This is a genomic window from Herbiconiux liangxiaofengii, assembly GCF_041927335.1.
Classification (GTDB): domain Bacteria; phylum Actinomycetota; class Actinomycetes; order Actinomycetales; family Microbacteriaceae; genus Herbiconiux; species Herbiconiux liangxiaofengii.
In genome coordinates, this window is sequence record NZ_JBHFHD010000008.1 from 125,703 (window position 1) to 141,683 (window position 15,981).

18 protein-coding genes and 1 tRNA gene are annotated in these 15,981 nt (G+C 68.5%); 5 read left to right on the forward strand and 14 right to left on the reverse strand.

Annotated features, from left to right (window positions below; genetic code table 11):
- Window positions 1-92: 92 nt before the first annotated feature.
- From rplL to ACEXOR_RS06980, 5 genes are all read right to left on the reverse strand, one after another.
- The gene (rplL, locus tag ACEXOR_RS06960) at window positions 93-476 is read right to left on the reverse strand and encodes a 50S ribosomal protein L7/L12 (protein ID WP_374848743.1); all 384 of its coding nucleotides are present in this window, start codon (window positions 474-476) and stop codon (window positions 93-95) included.
- Between the two features lie 50 nt (window positions 477-526).
- Window positions 527-1,042: a 50S ribosomal protein L10 gene (gene rplJ, locus ACEXOR_RS06965; protein ID WP_137837783.1), complete on the reverse strand. Its 516-nt coding sequence runs from the start codon at window positions 1,040-1,042 to the stop codon at window positions 527-529.
- 295 nt (window positions 1,043-1,337) lie between these two features.
- Window positions 1,338-1,556 carry a hypothetical protein gene (locus tag ACEXOR_RS06970; protein WP_374848744.1) on the reverse strand — a complete coding sequence of 73 codons (219 nt, stop codon included), beginning with the start codon at window positions 1,554-1,556 and terminating at the stop codon, window positions 1,338-1,340.
- A gap of 24 nt (window positions 1,557-1,580) precedes the next feature.
- A complete protein-coding gene (locus tag ACEXOR_RS06975) occupies window positions 1,581-3,002 on the reverse strand; it encodes a sensor histidine kinase (protein WP_374848745.1) in 1,422 nt (473 codons plus the stop codon).
- Complete coding sequence (locus ACEXOR_RS06980) at window positions 2,999-3,706, reverse strand: response regulator transcription factor (RefSeq protein WP_426983762.1); 708 nt, start codon at window positions 3,704-3,706, stop codon at window positions 2,999-3,001. The genes ACEXOR_RS06975 and ACEXOR_RS06980 overlap by 4 nt, the downstream gene beginning before the upstream one ends.
- A gap of 194 nt (window positions 3,707-3,900) precedes the next feature.
- Here ACEXOR_RS06980 and ACEXOR_RS06985 point away from each other — a divergent pair, with 194 nt between their 5' ends.
- Entirely contained in the window at window positions 3,901-4,548 is a 648-nt protein-coding gene (locus ACEXOR_RS06985; RefSeq protein WP_374848747.1) for a YqaJ viral recombinase family protein, read from the forward strand.
- Window positions 4,545-5,327, forward strand: a complete 783-nt coding sequence (locus tag ACEXOR_RS06990; RefSeq protein ID WP_374848749.1) for an alpha/beta fold hydrolase — start codon at window positions 4,545-4,547, stop codon at window positions 5,325-5,327. The genes ACEXOR_RS06985 and ACEXOR_RS06990 overlap by 4 nt, the downstream gene beginning before the upstream one ends.
- 19 nt (window positions 5,328-5,346) lie before the next feature.
- On the opposite strand, the gene ACEXOR_RS06995 is transcribed toward ACEXOR_RS06990, so the two are convergent.
- Entirely contained in the window at window positions 5,347-6,081 is a 735-nt protein-coding gene (locus ACEXOR_RS06995; protein WP_374848750.1) for a DUF998 domain-containing protein, read from the reverse strand.
- A 261-nt stretch (window positions 6,082-6,342) separates the two neighbouring features.
- Between ACEXOR_RS06995 and ACEXOR_RS07000 the strand changes: the two genes are divergently transcribed.
- On the forward strand, window positions 6,343-7,305 hold the full coding sequence (locus ACEXOR_RS07000; RefSeq protein WP_374849205.1) for an NADP-dependent oxidoreductase: 963 nt from the start codon (window positions 6,343-6,345) through the stop codon (window positions 7,303-7,305).
- A 159-nt stretch (window positions 7,306-7,464) separates the two neighbouring features.
- On the opposite strand, the gene ACEXOR_RS07005 is transcribed toward ACEXOR_RS07000, so the two are convergent.
- The 8 genes from ACEXOR_RS07005 to ACEXOR_RS07040 all read right to left on the reverse strand — a co-directional run bounded on the left by ACEXOR_RS07005 (window position 7,465) and on the right by ACEXOR_RS07040 (window position 13,488).
- Window positions 7,465-8,535: a cell wall-binding repeat-containing protein gene (locus tag ACEXOR_RS07005; RefSeq protein WP_374848751.1), complete on the reverse strand. Its 1,071-nt coding sequence runs from the start codon at window positions 8,533-8,535 to the stop codon at window positions 7,465-7,467.
- Between the two features lie 99 nt (window positions 8,536-8,634).
- The gene (locus ACEXOR_RS07010; protein ID WP_374848753.1) at window positions 8,635-9,180 is read right to left on the reverse strand and encodes a GNAT family N-acetyltransferase; all 546 of its coding nucleotides are present in this window, start codon (window positions 9,178-9,180) and stop codon (window positions 8,635-8,637) included.
- A 192-nt stretch (window positions 9,181-9,372) separates the two neighbouring features.
- Window positions 9,373-10,671 carry a cell wall-binding repeat-containing protein gene (locus ACEXOR_RS07015; RefSeq protein WP_374848754.1) on the reverse strand — a complete coding sequence of 433 codons (1,299 nt, stop codon included), beginning with the start codon at window positions 10,669-10,671 and terminating at the stop codon, window positions 9,373-9,375.
- A gap of 142 nt (window positions 10,672-10,813) precedes the next feature.
- The gene (gene rplA / locus ACEXOR_RS07020; protein ID WP_374848755.1) at window positions 10,814-11,503 is read right to left on the reverse strand and encodes a 50S ribosomal protein L1; all 690 of its coding nucleotides are present in this window, start codon (window positions 11,501-11,503) and stop codon (window positions 10,814-10,816) included.
- Window positions 11,504-11,517: 14 nt separating this feature from the next.
- Window positions 11,518-11,949, reverse strand: coding sequence for a 50S ribosomal protein L11 (rplK, locus tag ACEXOR_RS07025; protein WP_259529534.1), 432 nt, complete (start codon window positions 11,947-11,949; stop codon window positions 11,518-11,520).
- A gap of 121 nt (window positions 11,950-12,070) precedes the next feature.
- Window positions 12,071-13,021, reverse strand: coding sequence for a transcription termination/antitermination protein NusG (nusG, locus tag ACEXOR_RS07030; RefSeq protein ID WP_374848756.1), 951 nt, complete (start codon window positions 13,019-13,021; stop codon window positions 12,071-12,073).
- A gap of 76 nt (window positions 13,022-13,097) precedes the next feature.
- Window positions 13,098-13,370 (reverse strand): preprotein translocase subunit SecE, encoded by a 273-nt coding sequence (gene secE / locus ACEXOR_RS07035; RefSeq protein WP_374848757.1) that lies wholly within the window; start codon window positions 13,368-13,370, stop codon window positions 13,098-13,100.
- A gap of 45 nt (window positions 13,371-13,415) precedes the next feature.
- Window positions 13,416-13,488: transfer RNA gene (locus tag ACEXOR_RS07040), tRNA-Trp, on the reverse strand.
- A gap of 154 nt (window positions 13,489-13,642) precedes the next feature.
- Between ACEXOR_RS07040 and ACEXOR_RS07045 the strand changes: the two genes are divergently transcribed.
- Together ACEXOR_RS07045 and ACEXOR_RS07050 are read left to right on the forward strand one after the other, a co-directional pair.
- Window positions 13,643-14,677: an AI-2E family transporter gene (locus tag ACEXOR_RS07045; protein ID WP_374848758.1), complete on the forward strand. Its 1,035-nt coding sequence runs from the start codon at window positions 13,643-13,645 to the stop codon at window positions 14,675-14,677.
- A gap of 28 nt (window positions 14,678-14,705) precedes the next feature.
- A complete protein-coding gene (locus ACEXOR_RS07050) occupies window positions 14,706-15,902 on the forward strand; it encodes a pyridoxal phosphate-dependent aminotransferase (protein ID WP_374848759.1) in 1,197 nt (398 codons plus the stop codon).
- The last annotated feature ends 79 nt before the right edge of the window (window positions 15,903-15,981 follow it).

Genomic DNA, 15,981 nt, shown 5'->3' on the forward strand with positions numbered 1-15,981 from the left:
CGGGACTCCGTCGTTCCGCCCGGAGATGTCGGGCAGGAACGACGAACGCCCCGAGCCAGAAGGCCCGGGGCGTTCGTTCAGCGAGGCTGAGACTACTTGAGGGTGACGGTGGCGCCGGCCTCTTCGAGCTGAGCCTTGGCCTTGTCAGCGGCCTCCTTGGTCGCGCCCTCGAGCACGGCCTTGGGGGCGCCGTCAACGAGAGCCTTCGCCTCACCGAGGCCGAGGCTGGTGAGGGCGCGCACCTCCTTGATGACCTGGATCTTCTTCTCGCCGGCCGACTCAAGGATGACGTCGAAAGCGGTCTGCTCCTCGACCTCCTCGGCGGCAGCAGCCGGGCCGGCAACGCCGGCGACGGCGACGGGAGCGGCAGCGGTGACCTCGAAGGTCTCCTCGAACGCCTTGACGAACTCGCTCAGCTCGATGAGCGTGAGCTCCTTGAAAGCCTCAAGCAGTTCCTCGGTGGAAAGCTTTGCCATGTTGTTCTCCTTGTTTGGTAGTTAGTTCAACCGCTGACCCGAGCCGGAGCTCAGGACGCGGACTCCTGCTTCTCACGCAGCGCATCGACCGTGCGAACGGCCTTCGACAGCGGGGCGTTGAAGAGATAGGCGGCACCGAACAGCGAGGCCTTGAAGGCACCGGCGAGCTTCGCCAGGAGGACTTCACGGGATTCGAGGTCGGCGAGCTTGGTGACCTCTGCAGCGGTCAGGGGGTTACCGTCGAAGTAACCGCCCTTCACGACGAGCAGAGGGTTTGCCTTGGCAAAGTCACGCAGCGACTTGGCGACGGCCACGGGGTCACCGTGGACGAAGGCGATCGCAGACGGACCGGCGAGCTCGTCGTCGAACGACGAGATGCCGGCGTTGTTCGCCGCGATCTTGGTCAGCGTGTTCTTTACCACGGCGTATGACGCGTGCTCACGGATGTTGCCGCGCAGCTGCTTGAGCTGGGCGACGGTGAGACCGCGATACTCGGTCAGCAGAACGGCGGTCGAGCTCTGGAAAAGTTCCGTGAGCTCGGCAACCGAGGCTTCCTTGTTCGCCATGGCGCTCCTAGTAATCGATAGTGTCGGCCCGGACGGCCGTCGATCTTCGAGGAGACGTGCACAAGAAAAAAGCTCCGGCACAGGAGGCCGGAGCGAGAACAGCACGGATGCTGGGGAACTTGCTTCGTACACCTGCGCAGGTCTTCGCTCTCACGAATCTTCGACCGGATGTCTCTGCGAGCAGATGATCCGATGACCGGCGGTCTTTGGCCTCGTAAAGACTAGGGCAATCCGGCACCGGGGGCAAGTCGGCCTGCGGGTTCCGGCCGAGGGGAACCGGGAGGATGGCCGCCGATCAGCTCTCGCCGGCCTCCCAGCGGGCCAGCCGGCTGATCTCGGCGTCGTCGAGCTCGAGGCCCGAGTCGTCGAGGCGCTGGCGCAGCTGGGTCTCGAGCTCGGCCTCCGAGGCATCCGGGGAGTCGGCCTTCACCTGCGCGATGATGCCCTCCACCTTCTGGGTGACGGACGCGTCGTCGCTGCCGGCCATGGTGGGCTCGTTCTGCTCATCGGTCATGAGATCACCGTACCCCCGGCCGGCTCAGACGAGCGGCAGAGCCACCTCGAACACGGTGGCTCCGGGTTCGCTCCGCACCGTCACCGCTCCCCCGTGGGCGTCGACCACGGCCTTGACGATCGCGAGACCCAGTCCGGTGCTGCCCGCATGCCGGGAACGCGAGGAGTCGCCGCGCACGAAGCGCTCGAACAGGGTGGGCACGAGTTCGGGAGCGATGCCGGGGCCGTCGTCGGCGATGCGCACCAGGGCGACCGGCGCATCCGGATCGCCCGCCCGGCCGTCGACCGACACCCGCACGGTGGTACCGGGGGGCGTGTGCACCCTGGCGTTGGCGAGCAGGTTGGCGAACACCTGGTGCAACCGCGCCGGGTCGCCGGAGACCGTGACGGGCTCCTCGGGCAGGTCGAGATCCCAGACATGGTCGCGGCCGGCCACGTGCGCGTCGCTCACCACGTCGACGAGTACCAGAGACAGGTCGACCTCGCTCATGGCGAGCTCGGGCTTGGCGTCGAGGCGGGCGAGCAGCAGCAGGTCTTCGACCAGGGTGGTCATCCGGGTGGCCTCCGACTCGATCCGGCCGAGCGAGTGGGCCACGTCGCCCGAGAGGTCGGGCGCGGTGCGGCGGGTGAGTTCCGCATACCCGCGGATGGAGGCGAGGGGCGTGCGGAGCTCGTGGCTGGCGTCGGCCACGAACTGCCGCACCTTGTTCTCGCTCTGCTGGCGGGAGGTGAGGGCCGAGGCGACGTGCTCGAGCATCCGGTTGAAGGCCAGGCCCACCCGGCCCACCTCGCTGCGCGGATCGGTGTCGGACGCGGGGACGCGCTCCGCGAGAGCCACGTCGCCGCGGTCCAGCGGCAGCTCGGCGACGCGGGTGGCCGTGGCGGTCACCCGGTCGAGGGGGCGCAGGGCGAGGCGGATGATGAGCAGTCCCGCGATGCCGGCGAGTGCCATCGCGCCGGCGGTGACGGCCACGATCACCACGATCTGCTGCTGCAGGGTGGCTGTGACGTCGCCGAGCGGCAGTCCGGTCACCACGATGTCGCCGGCGGTCGTGACCGTCTGCGCCTCGATGCGGTAGTCGCCCAGCTCGGCGATCGAGACGGTGACGGGGTCGTGCGAAGCGACCACGCCGTCCAGCGATGCGAGCTCGGCGGCGGTGAGGGTCTGGGCGTTGCCGTTCTGGTCGAGCACGACGCCGTCGGTCGCCACGCCGTCGGAGACCACCGCCACCACGGTGCCGGCCGCCTGACCTAGCCGGAAGCCCGGCTGCGGGCCCTGACTGCCGGAGATCGGCGCGAGCGTGCGGTTCGAGGCCTCGTGCACCTGGGCGTCGAGTTGATTCACCAGGTAGCCGTTCAGCGCCACCGTGCTCACCACGCCGATGATCACCCCCGCGAGGGCGATCAGTCCGAGCACGCTCGCGATGAGCGTGCGGCGCAAGGTCACAGCGCGGGCTTCAGCATGTAGCCCGCGCCGCGCACGGTGTGGATCATCGGCGTGCGCCCGGCATCCACCTTCTTGCGCAGGTAGGAGATGTAGATCTCCACCACGCTCGACTTGCCGCCGAAGTCGTAGCTCCACACCCGGTCGAGGATCTGGGCCTTGCTCAGCACCCGCCGAGGGTTGCGCATGAGGTAGCGCAGCAGCTCGAACTCGGTGGCGGTGAGCTCGATCGACTCGCCGTCACGGAAGACCTCGTGACTGTCCTCGTTGAGCTCGAGGTCGCCCACCGTCACGATCGGGTCGTCGGCGTCGGTCACCACCAGGGTGCTGCGACGGATGAGCCCGCGGAGGCGGGCCACCAGTTCTTCGAGGCTGAACGGCTTGGTGACGTAATCGTCGCCGCCGGCAGTGAGCCCGGCGATGCGGTCGTCGAGCGCATCCTTCGCGGTGAGGAAGAGCACGGGCGTCTCGTGGCCGTCGCCGCGCACGCGGTTCAGCACCTGCAGGCCGTCGATGTCGGGCAGCATCACGTCGAGCACGATGATGTCGGGCCGGAACTCCCGGGCGAGCGTGATGGCCTGCCGCCCCTCGCTCGCCGTCTTCACCTCCCAGCCCTCGTACCGCAGCGCCATCGAGAGCAGGTCGGTGAGGGTGTTCTCGTCGTCGACGACGAGGGCGCGCACCGGCGACCCGTCGGCGCGGCGCAGACGCGGCTGCTTCGCCGCGGAGGAGGAGCCGTTGGCGCTGGAGTCGCCACTGAGGAGGGAGCCGTCGATAGTCACAACTCCCAGTATTGGCAGTGGGCTATGAGGAGTCTATGAACGAACACGGCGCAGTCTGAGAATCGGCGATCGGGTTCGTCGCTGACGGCGATGCCGGTGGCACGGGAGACAATGGTGGGGTGTCCGACGCCATGCTCTCCTTCCCCTGGGAGGAGCACTCGGTCGCGGTCCCTCCGCCTCCGGCCCCACCGCACCTCGCGCGGGTGGTCGCGGCGTCGACCGACCGGGTCGCGTGGCTCCGCGCCCGAAGCCGCGGCGTGACGGCGACGGATGCCGCACGGCTCGCGAGCGATGCCGGCGTGCGCGCGGTGGCCTGGGAGAAGTTCAACGGCTCCGGTTTCGGCGGCAACGCCTTCACCGACCACGGGCGCGCCCGCGAGCCCGAGATCGCCGCGTGGGTGCGGCAGGAGTACTCCATCGACCCGAGCGTGCAGCTCTTCCACGCCGCCCGCGAACGCCGCCATCTCGCCACTCCCGACGGCATCCGGGTGACCCCGCAGGGCTCGCTGGAACTCGCCGAGATCAAGACCACGTCGAAGCCCTGGGTGCGCATCCCTCGCTCGTACCTGCGCCAGGTGTGGTGGCAGCAGTACGTGCTCGGGGCCGAGCGCACGCTCGTGGTGTGGGAGCAGCACGTCGATTTCGTGCCCCTGGCCACCGACCCGCACTGCCAGTGGGTCGATCGCGACGAGTCGCAGATCGAACTGCTCGTGCGGCGGGCCGACGAACTGCTCGCCTGGATGCGCGGCGAACGGGGCCGGCTGTGACCGTGTTGCTGCTGCACGGCCTGGGCGGCGCGCCGTCGCAGCCGCTGACGCTGTTCTCGCCGATCATCCCGCCGACCGAGACGGTCATCGCCCCGGCGGCCCGCGCCCACGGCGACGACCAGCGCGTCGACGGCCCTGACACCGACTTCTCGCTCGAGGCGCTGGCTCAGGATGTCGCGGCGCAGGTGCGCGCAACCCTCCTGGGCGGGCACACCGAACTCACCGTGATCGGCATCTCGATGGGGGCGGGGATCGCCCTGCGACTCGCTCTCGCCGCGGCGCGCGGGGAGAGCGACGCCCTGCCGATCGGCCGACTGGTGTTCGTGCGGCCGGCGTTCACCGATCTGCCGCTGCCCCCGAACCTGCGCGCCTTCCCCGTGATCGGCGAGCTGCTGGCCGAACATGGGGCGGTCGAGGGCGAACGGGAGTTCCGGAGCACCCAGCTCTACCGCGATGCGCTCGAGGAGTCACCGCTCGGCGCCGAGGGGTTGCTCGAGCAGTTCCGGGCCCCCGGTGCGGCGGCGCGCGCCCGACGGCTGATCGAGATCCCGCGGTCGACGGCGTTCGGCGACGACGAGAGCCTGGATTCGATCACGGTGCCCACGGCGATCGCCTGGGCGCCGCGCGACCCGGTGCATCCGGTGTCGGTGGCCGAGCTGTGGATGGACGAGCTCGACGGGGCGGTGAGCCTGCCGCTGCCCGCCCGCGATGACGGGTACGGCGCGTACGTTCGGGCGACGCGGGCCGGCGTGGGCGCCTGGCTCGGGTGGGCGCAGTGAGGCCGCCGGTGCGCGCCCGTCAATAGACGGGCGGTCGCAGAGCCGGTGCCCGCATGGTGCGCTCGGCGTCGCTGCCGCCGGGAGTCGTTCTCGCGTGCGGCGTCGGGATCTCAGCGGCCTCGGGCGTGCGGGCGGCTTCCAGCGCCAACAGAGCCGAGAGGCCCACGAGCCATGCGAGCGCCACGGTGGTGGCCACCAGCTCGAGCACGCCGCCCACCTGGGTGCCGAACTGCAGCAGCGACAGGATGCCGCCGGCCGCCGCGATCACGGCTACGGCCAGCGCGCAGCCGAGTGAGAAGCGGGCGAGCCGGCGCATCCGTCGATCTGAGGCGACCTGCAGCATCACCCAGGAGGCTCCCGCGAAGCCGATGACGGCGCAGGCGGTGTGCACGAGGTCTTGCCAGGTGAAGGCGTCGCCCACGGGGAGGGGGCAGTAGCGGGTGCAGGTGACCTGCGAGGCCACGCCGAAGGCGGCGGCCGCCGCGAGCAGCACGGCGGCCGGCGGGATGGCCAGCAGGATGCGGCCCCGGGGGCGCAGCGCACCGGGCGGGATGGCGAGGGCGGTGAGGGCGGCGCCGACCGCCACCGCGGTCATGGCCCAGCGGAAGAGCTCGGCCGTGGGCTCCCCCGCGGCCCCGAGCTCGCTGACGTAGAGGTAGCGGGTGGCCGACAATCGAGCCACCCAGATGAGCACCAGCCCGGTGCCGGCCAGCACGGCGGCGAGGGCCAGCCCGGCAGCACGGGCTCTCTTCATCGAATGGATCTCTCTCTGCGGGGCCGCGGCCGGGATCCTTGAATGTTAATGGTCGGCGCACGAGTTTGCACCCCAGTGACCTCGACGAAACACGAGTGAATCATTCGAGCCCTAGCGTGGGATCAGCCGAACGGCGACGCAGTGAGGCGGGTTGCCCGAGCCCTCCTGCCTGCGAGTTCCACAACGAAAGGGCAGCGGATGACCGAGCAGTGGAGTCGACCGTCGGGCGTTCGCAGTCCTACCCTCACGCACCCGGAGACCATGCGGGCCGTGGTGCTGAATTCCTTCGGCGATGCGTCGGCGCTCACGGTGGCCGAGGTCGGATCGCCGTCGCGCGTGAACTCCGAGGTGCTCGTGAAGGTGGCGGCCGCGGGGCTGAACCCCATCGACGCCAAGACCCGGGCCGGCAAGGGCGTGGCGTACGCGGTGGAGTCGTTCCCCTGCATCCTGGGCTACGACTTCGCGGGTGTGGTGGTGGAGACGCCGTTCGCGGGGCATCCGCTGCACGTGGGCGACGAGGTGTTCGGCATGATGTCGGTGCCACGCGGCGACGGGTCGTACGCGGAGTACGTGGCGGCCCCCACCCTGCAGGTGGCGCGGAAGCCGAAGTCGCTCTCGCTCGTGGAAGCGGCGGCCGTTCCGCTCGCGGCCCTTACGGCGTGGGGGCTCGTGGTGGAGCTGGCCAAGGCACACGAGGGGCAGCGGATGCTCATCCACGCGGCCTCGGGCGGCGTAGGCCATTTCGCGGTTCAGTTCGCGTCGTACTTCGGAGCGCGCGTCACGGCGACCACCTCCGCCGCCAACCTCGCGTTCGTGCGCGAGCTCGGCGCGTCGACCGTGCTCGACTACGCCGCCGCGCCCTTCGAGGAGCAGGTGTCCGACCAGGATGTCGTGATCGACCTCGTCGGCAACACCAAGAACGACACCGGCACGCGTTCGCTCACCACGCTGCGCCCCGGCGGGCTGATCGTGAACGCCCCCACCGGCAGCTGGCCCACGTTCGAGGAGGATGCGGCGGCCGCGGGCCTGCGCGCGACCTCCTTCAAGGTGGCGCCCGACGCGGCGACGCTCGCCATCATCGCCCGCCTGATCGACTCGGGCGACGTGCGGGTGCATGTGGACCGTGTCTTCCCCCTGGTGGAGGCGGCGGCCGCCCATGCGGCCCTCGAGGAGGGCCACACCCGGGGCAAGCTCGTGCTGCAGGTGGCCGACCTGCCGTTCTGACGCGGCTTCGCGGCGGCGCACGTGTCGGCGACCGGCCCCTGCGGTCCCTGCGCCGGCGCCGGCGCCGGCGGGGCGGGTTCGCACACCTCCGGCGGCCACTGCCGCGCTCTGGGCGTCGATGGCCGTTTCTCGTGCTTCGGCACCCGGCAGGCGCAGGGTTCAGGCGCAGAGAGTGAGGTTCTGCACGCCCTCGCCGAGCGTCGCCGGACCGCCGAGCATCACGATCGACTTCGGATTGAGGCGGGCCAGATCGTTCAGCACCACCTCCGGCACGCAGTCCGGCCGCACGAGGTAGAGCGGGGCCTCGTTGTACGCGGCGACCGGGCCACCGCTGAGCGCATCCGGAAAGTTCACCCCGCTCGCGAGGTACGCGACCTCCGCCCGGGCGAAGGCGCGGTTGGCGATGGCGACCGATGCCGCGAACCGATCGGGGCCGGCCAGGCGCTCCGTGGTCATGGTGACCTGCAGCGATCTCTCCAGCGCCGAACTGACGGATGCCGGGCCGCCCGCGATGTAGGCGTAATCGACGGTGAGTTCGTCGAAGACCATCCGCTCGGCCATGGTGGGCGCGGACTCGCCTCCGTCGATCAGCAGAACCGAGGCCTGCACCTGCCTCGCGGCCGGGGCTGCGCTCAGCGCGTCAGTGAACTGGGAACCGGTGGCGATGAACAAGGCCGTCGTTCGCGAACCCACCAGAGGATCTCGAATCAGGTTGCGTGAGACCTCGTACCTGTCGGCGCCACCGACCCGGGTGATCGTGACCCCGGAGACTGTTTGCGACAACTGGAGTGCTACCGCTTCGGACACCGAGGCTTCACCGCCGACGATCACGATGGTCGTCGGCGTGAGACGAAGCACCTCTCGGCGGACGGACTCGGGCAACGTGTCTCGTGCGGTCAGCAGCAAGGGCGACCGGTGGAGTCCGGCGACCGACGCGGCGCTGAGCGCATCCGGGAACTTCTCCCCGCTCGCGATGTAGACGATGTCGACGTGGCGAAGCTGCATCGTCTTCGACACCATGACCGACTGCTCGTACCGGTCTGCGCCGCCCAGCCGCTCGGGCCGTGGAAGGGGCTTCCGGGCCGCCGGCTCTGCCGGGGGCGCGGCCTCTCCCGACGGAACCGCCCCTGCCGCCGCTGCCGGCGCGGTGGCGCCACCGGCGACCGCGGCCAGGAGAACTATTGCTGCGAGAGAACGCAAGGGCCAGGAGGAGATTGAGCGACGCACCACGGCGGCACCTGCTTTCGAATCGGGTGTGATTCGAGAATGCTGCCCGCGCGCCCTGCTGCGTTATGAGTAGTTGCTACTCACACGGAATGGGAGCACGCGTCAGACGACGGGAGCGGTCAGCACGTGTTCGAGCACGAAGTCGTCGTGCAACTCCTCACCCACGAGGAAGTGCTTGGTGCCCACCCGAACGAATCCGCTCTTCTCGTAGAACCGGATGGCGCGCGCGTTCTCCTGGTTGACGCCCAGCCAGATGCTCGCCGCTCCCCCGTCGCGCGCGATGCCGACCGAAGCCTCGATGAGGGTGCGGCCGACGCCCTGGGTGTGGAACTTCGCGCGGGCGTAACACTTGCTCAACTCGATCGTCGGGCGGTGCGTCACCGCCGCCGCGACATCCGGATCGGAGGGCTCACCCGAGATGAGCATGGTGTACCCGGCGATCTCGCCGTCGACGTCGGCCAGCAGGATCGTGTGCTGCTCGCCCGCCAGGTACGAGGCGAACCGCGCTTCCGAGAGGTTGTCGCGGATGAACGCGGCGATGGCCTCGGACGATGTCGTGGGCGGGCAGGCCAGTTCGAACGTCTCGGCGGCGACGGCGGAGACGATACCCACGTCTTCCGGCCGCGCGCGTCGAACCCTGGTCACCATGGATCAAACCTACCGGGGAGCTCTCCCACCCCCCTGCCGCAACACGACTTCTGCTCAGGGCTTGCATACCGATTGCACATGATCGCCAGGTTCGTTTCTGCCTTCCGCACCACAAGGTGCGGAAGGCAGATGGGCCCGTCGCAGAGTTACGACGGGCCCATCGGATCTTCGTTGTCTAGCTGACAGGTCGGCTCAGCAGGGCTTCAGGTGATCGATGTCGGGACTCAGCGTGGCCGGCCCGCCGAGCACGATGATGTGGTCCGGCGCGAGCCGCTCGATGGAGTCGAGGACCGACTCAGGCACGCAGTTCGTGTGCGCCAGGAAGATCGGGCTCGAGCTCTCGCCCGCGATCGGGCCGGCACTCAGCGCATCAGGGAAGACCTCGCCGCTGGCCAGGTAGACCGTGTCGGCCGCGGCGAACGCTTCGGCGTTGATGTTCACGGCCACGTCGTAGCGAGTCGCTCCCGCGGAGCGCGAGACAGCGATGTCGCGACCCACCAACTGATCCTGGATGCCCTGACTCACGGATGCCAGGCCACCGGCGATCCGCGCCCTCGTAACGCCGAGATCATTGATCACTGCGAGTTCATCTCCGGTGAGTGCGGCTTCCGAGCCTTTCACGAGAAGCACGGGCCCCTTCACGCCGACGGCCGCGGGCGTCGCCGAAAGGGCATCTGGGAACGTCGCCCCGGTGGCTATGTAGAGGTACGACGAGCTGAGGACTCCGAAGTCGGCATCGCCGATGAGCGCACGCGACACCGCGAACCGGTCCGCCCCGCCGATTCGCACGACGTCGGCAGTGGCGAAGTCCCTCTTCAATCCGTCGAAGACGGCGGGCGAGATCGACGCCGGCCCGCCGACCACGACGATGTTCTTCGGGGCGAGAGACGTGAGGGCCGCCTTCGTGACGCCCGGCAGCTCGCCGTTCTTCGTCAGCAGGAGGGGAGCGCCGTGTACCCCGGCCACCGAACCGGCCGACAACGCGTCGGCGAACACCTCGCCGCTCGCGAGGTACACAGTCTCGGCCGTCGTGTACGTCGACGCGACGACCTTGGCCGCCTGATCGAACCGGTCCGTACCTTGGATGCGTGTGGGCATCGTCAGCTCGCCCACCTCAAGCTTGCAGGCGACGGTCTTCGCCGGCGTCGACGGGAAGGTCGCCTTCACCGTGAACGAATACGTTCCCGTCGTCGTGGGCGTGCCGGAGTAGGCGTACGGCGCGCGAGCGACGACATCGCCGGTCAGCACCACTCCTGCGGGCAGAGTGCCAGCGGAGATGGTGACCTCGGCATGGTCATCCTGAATAGAGAACGCCGGTGAAGGCACCATCGAGATGCCTTTGTACAGGTGCGCGGCAGGGCAGAGCGGCTCAGCGACCTCGAGGGCGGAGACGGGTGCAGAGGATACGAGTGCGGCGCCGGCCACGATCATGGCGGCGAGAGAACCCGCCGCGAACGAGGCGCTGGAGCGGGCAGGAGATCGTGTGGTCACGGAGGTCGACTTTCACTAGGCAGATGAGACGCGTAGAAGGATCGTCTCACCGCGCATCCAGTGACCGTTATGAGCAATTGCTGCTCACACAAAGAAGGGGCCCGCCGAATGGCGAGCCCCTTCTGTGTCGTTGCGAGTGCGACTAGATCGCGTTCACATCGAGCGGGATGCCGGGGCCGAACGTGGTCGACACCGCACCCTTCTGGATGTAGCGGCCCTTCGACGAGCTCGGCTTGAGACGCACGACCTCTTCGAGCGCTGCGGCGATGTTCTCGTCGAGCTGCTCGGGGGTGAAGCCGGCCTTGCCCACGACGAAGTGCACGTTGGCGTGCTTGTCGACGCGGAACTCGATCTTTCCGCCCTTGATCTCGTTGACGGCCTTCGCGACGTCGGGCGTCACGGTGCCGGTCTTCGGGTTGGGCATGAGGCCACGCGGGCCGAGCACCTTGCCGAGACGACCGACCTTGCCCATGAGCTCCGGGGTCGACACGGCGGAGTCGAACGAGGTGTAGCCGCCGGCCACCTTCTCGATCAGCTCGTCGCCACCGACCTCGTCGGCACCCGCGGCGATCGCGGCCTCAGCGGCCGGACCCGTCGCGAACACGATGACGCGGGCGGTCTTGCCGGTTCCGTGGGGGAGGATGACGGTTCCACGAACCATCTGGTCGGCCTTGCGGGGGTCGACGCCGAGCTTCAGCGCGACCTCGACGGTGCTGTCGAACTTCGACGAACCCGTCTCGCGGGCGAGGTTGACGGCCTCGCTGGGGGTGTAGTACTTGCCGGCCTCGATCTTCTCGGCGGCGGCCCGGTAGGCCTTCGACTTCTGTGCCATTTCCAGCCTCCTCCTTATGCCTCGACCGTGATGCCCATGGAACGGGCGGTACCGGCGATGATCTTCTCTGCAGCTTCGATGTCGTTGGCGTTCAGGTCGGCCTGCTTCTGCTCGGCGATCTGACGCACCTGCTCACGGGTGAGCTTGGCGACCTTGACGGTGTGCGGAGTGGAGGAGCCCTTGGCGACGCCGGCAGCCTTCTTGATGAGCTCCGCCGCGGGCGGGGTCTTCAGGATGAAGGTGAACGAGCGGTCTTCGTAGACGGTGATCTCCACCGGGATGACGTTGCCGCGCTGCGACTCGGTCGCGGCGTTGTACGCCTTGCAGAACTCCATGATGTTCACGCCGTGCTGACCCAGCGCAGGCCCGATGGGCGGTGCGGGGTTGGCGGCGCCGGCGTTGATCTGAAGCTTGATCAGACCTGTGACCTTCTTCTTCGGTGCCATTTCTTCTCTTCTCTGTCGAGCCGCCTGGCAGGCGGCGCTCCCACCACGGGGCTTCTCCCCGCAGCGGTGGTGATCGGATGCCCGTTAGGGCAACCGCAGTAGCTTAGCTGAAAAGCCTGAACTAAAGCTTGGTGACCTGGTCGAAGCTGAGCTCGACCGGCGTCTCGCGCTCGAACAGCGACACGAGCACGGTGAGCTTGCCGCTCTCGGGCTTGATCTCGCTGATGGAGCCGGGGAGTCCCGCGAACGAGCCCTCCTTGATGGTGATGGTCTCGCCGACCTCGAAGTCGACCTCGGCCGGGAGCGAACGCGAGACGGCCTTGCCGCCCTTGCCGCCGGCGGCCTTGGAGGGAGCGGCCTCCTTGATCTCGACGAGGCTCTTCAGCATGTTGAAGGCCTCCTCGAAACGCAGCGGCGTCGGGTTGTGGGAGTTGCCCACGAAGCCCGTGACGCCGGGAGTGTGGCGCACGACCGACCAGCTGTCCTCGTTGAGGAACATGCGAACCAGCACGTAGCCGGGGATGCGCACGCGGGTGACGAGCTTGCGCTGGCCGTTCTTGATCTCGACGACGTCTTCCATCGGAACCTCGACCTGGAAGACGAAGTCCTCCATGCCCATCGAGGTCTTGCGGCTCTCGATGTTCTGCTTCACGCGCTTCTCGAAGCCGGCGTAGGAGTGGATGACGTACCACTTGCCCGGCAGCGACCGCAGCTCGGCGCGGAACGCGTCGTACGGGTCGGCTTCGGTCTCCTCGTCGGAGGACTCGCCGTCAACGGGCTCGTCGTCAACGGGCTCGACGCCTGCCGGAGCGGACGCGACGGCGGCCAGGGCCACCTCGTCCTCGATCTGCTCGACGCTCTCGCCCTCGACGGGCTCGTCGGCGATCTCGGCCTCCGGGTCTTCCAGCACGTCGAGCACGGCCGCGGCCTCATCGAAGCTGTCGATGTTCAGCGCGTCGTCGACCACGGCATCGGCTTCGGGGTCGGCCGGCGCGTCGATCGCCTCGAGGAGGGCGTCGAGGTCGGCCGGGACTCCGGCTTCTTCGGGCTTTGAGTCAGACACTGATGACATTTCCACTTCTTGTTGATGAACCGGTGCGGGGCGGTCGCGGCCTGGGGCGCACGACTGCGAACGAGCATCCGGATGCTTAGGAGGGGTCTCCGAAGGTGACGATCGCCAGCCAGCCGAACACCTGGTCGAGACCGACCACGATCGCCATCATGATGACGACGAAGACCAGCACCACGAGCGTGTAGTTCACGAGCTCGCGCCGGGTGGGGGTGACGACCTTCTTCAGTTCGGCAAAGACCTGCTTGATGAACAGGACGAGGCGCGCGAACGGGTTGCGCCGGGCCGCCCGCTCTTTCTTGGCGTTCTCGACGACATCCTCGGAGGGTTCGTCGATTACTTTTCGTGCCACCGTTTCACTGTCCCTTTCAGAAGGTACGACTCTTGCGAGCCGGTGCAGGGCGGACAGGACTCGAACCTGCAACCTGCGGTTTTGGAGACCGCTGCTCTACCAATTGAGCCACCGCCCTAAGCATCGAAACCCTGCCGCTTCGCTACACTCGGCCCTGGCCGAGAAGGCCAGCCAGGGAAAATAGGCATAGAAAAGCTTGGCAGATTTCGACTACCGACAGTAAGTGTAGGTCAGATCGAGCGGCCACGCAAAAGGCGAACGGATGGGGCCGCATGCGCGGGAACGCTTTCACAATCGGGTTCATCGCGACGCTCGGAGGCCTGCTCGCGATCGCGCTGGGCTTCGCGTTCGTGCAGCTGTCGACCGTGCTGATCTGCATCGTGGGGGCGCTCTTCCTGGCGCTGGGACTGGATCCGCTGGTGCGCTGGCTGACCCGCCGTCGCATCCCGCGGGGCTGGTCGATCCTGATCGTGTTCGGGCTGGTGATCGCCTTCGCGGCCACCGTGTTCCTGCTCGTCATCCCCGCGGTGGTCGACCAGGTGGCCGAGCTCGTTCAGAACCTGCCCTCGGCCGCCGCCGCGGTGACGAAGGAACCCTGGTTCACCCGCATCTTCGGCGACACGGCCGACGGCCAGCAGCTCGAGGAGGACCTCGCCGGCTTCCTCTCCGACCCGGACAACCTCGTGTCGCTGGGCGGCGGGGTGCTGAAGGTGGGGCTCGCGCTGGTGAACGGGGTCTCCGCGGGGATCCTCGTGGTGGTGCTGACGCTGTTCTTCCTCGGCTCCCTCGACGCCGTGAAGAGCAGCCTCTACGTGCTGGTGCCGCTGTCACGTCGGGCAGGGGTGATCTCGATCACCGACCAGATCGTCACCTCCATCGGCAAGTACGTGGGCGGTCAGGTTCTGCTGGCGGGAACGAACGGCGTCTTCGGATTCATCGTGATGGTGGCGGTCGGAGTGCCGTACGCGGGAGCTCTGGCGGTCATCGCCTTCCTGCTCGCCCTCATCCCGCTCGTCGGCACCGTGATCAGTGCCGTGTTGGTGACCTTCGTGGCGCTGACCGTGTCTCCCGTCACCGCCATCGTGATCGCCGTGTACTTCCTCGTCTACATGCAGGTCGAGGCCTACGTGCTGAGCCCGCGGGTGATGAGCAAGGCGGTCGACGTCCCCGGCATCCTGGTGGTGATCGGGGCTCTGGTGGGCGGAACGCTGCTGGGCGTGCTGGGGGCGTTGATCGCGGTACCGGTGGTCGCATCCGTTCTCATCGTGGTGAAGCAGGTGATCGTTCCCCGCCAGGCGAGGCTCTGAGCACCGACACGCCCGGCTGGCTAGGCTTATGGCCGTGACCCGCATCTCGAAACGAATCGCAGCCATCGCCGAGTCGGCGACCCTCAAGGTCGACGCGAAAGCGAAGAGCCTCCAGGCCGCCGGTCGTCCGGTGATCAGCTACGCGGCCGGCGAGCCCGACTTCCGCACACCCGATCACATCGTCGAGGCTGCCGCCGAAGCCGTGCGCGACCCCAAGAACTACCGCTACACCCCGGCGGCCGGGCTGCCCGAGCTGCGGGAGGCGATCGCGGCGAAGACGCTGCGCGACAGCGGGCTCGAGGTGTCGCCCTCGCAGGTTATCGTCACCAACGGTGGCAAGCAGGCCGTGTACGAGGCCTTCGCGACCCTGCTCGACCCGGGCGACGAGGTGCTCGCGCCCACCCCGTTCTGGACGACCTACCCCGAAGCCATCGCGCTCGCCGGTGGCGTACCGGTGCAGGTGTTCGCGGGCAGCGACCAGAACTACCTCGTCACCGTCGAGCAGCTCGAGGCCGCCCGCACCCCGCGCACGAAGGTGCTGCTGTTCGTCTCGCCCTCGAACCCCACCGGCGCCGTCTACTCCCCGGCGCAGACCAAGGAGATCGGCGAGTGGGCCGACGCCAACGGTCTCTGGGTGATCAGCGACGAGATCTACCAGAACCTGGTCTACGACGGCGTACGGGCGTCGTCGATCGTGGCCGAGGTGCCGGCGCTGGCCGACCGCACCCTGCTCGTGAACGGCGTGGCCAAGACCTACGCGATGACCGGATGGCGGGTGGGCTGGATGGTCGGCCCGGCCGATGCCGTCAAGGCCGCGGGCAACCTGCAGTCGCACCTGTCGTCGAACGTGGCGAACATCTCGCAGCGGGCCGCGATCGCCGCTCTCACCGGCCCCCAGGATGCCGTCGAGGTGATGCGCTCCACCTACGAGCGCCGGCGCCGTGTGATCGTCGACGGACTGAACGCGATCGACGGAGTGCGCACTCCGCTTCCTGAGGGCGCGTTCTACGTGTACCCCGACGTGACCGGGCTGCTCGGCCGCGAGTGGGGCGGGGTGACGCCGACATCGTCGCTCGAACTGGCCGACCTCATCCTGGACCAGGTGGAGGTGGCGACGGTGCCGGGCGAGGCGTTCGGGCCGAGCGGCTTCTTGCGGCTGTCGTACGCGCTGGGCGACGACGCGCTGGCCGAGGGCGTCGCGCGGTTGCAGAAGCTGTTCTCGTAGAGATCCTCCGCGCCCCGGCCGGCTGAGCCCTGTCCCCGTTCTGGGGGCAGGGCTCAGCTGGTCTTAGATGAGTACGCAG